1 pseudogene is annotated in these 239 nt (G+C 51.5%); it reads right to left on the bottom strand.

The features are described from left to right. Positions 1-239, bottom strand: a pseudogene (locus tag FLQ03_RS18925) (methionine synthase); the annotation flags it as partial.

Here is a 239-nt window from a genome sequence, read left to right on the forward strand (position 1 = left end):
GGTATTGGCCTTGATGCCATAGCCGTAGCAGATATGCACCGCTGTCTCACACTTCAGCCCTTCGGTGGCTCGTTCTAAGGCGGCGATCCCCCAGTCGTTGACCTCATCGAAGAAGACGTTAAAGGCCGGCTCATCGAACTGAATAATATCAACCCCCGCAGCCTCTAACTCTTTCGCTTCCTGATTGAGGATTTTAGCAAATTCCCAGGCCAGCTTTTCCCGGCTTTTATAGTGGTTGT

Origin of the sequence: Vogesella urethralis (assembly GCF_007644045.2) — a bacterium.
Lineage (GTDB): Bacteria > Pseudomonadota > Gammaproteobacteria > Burkholderiales > Chromobacteriaceae > Vogesella > Vogesella urethralis.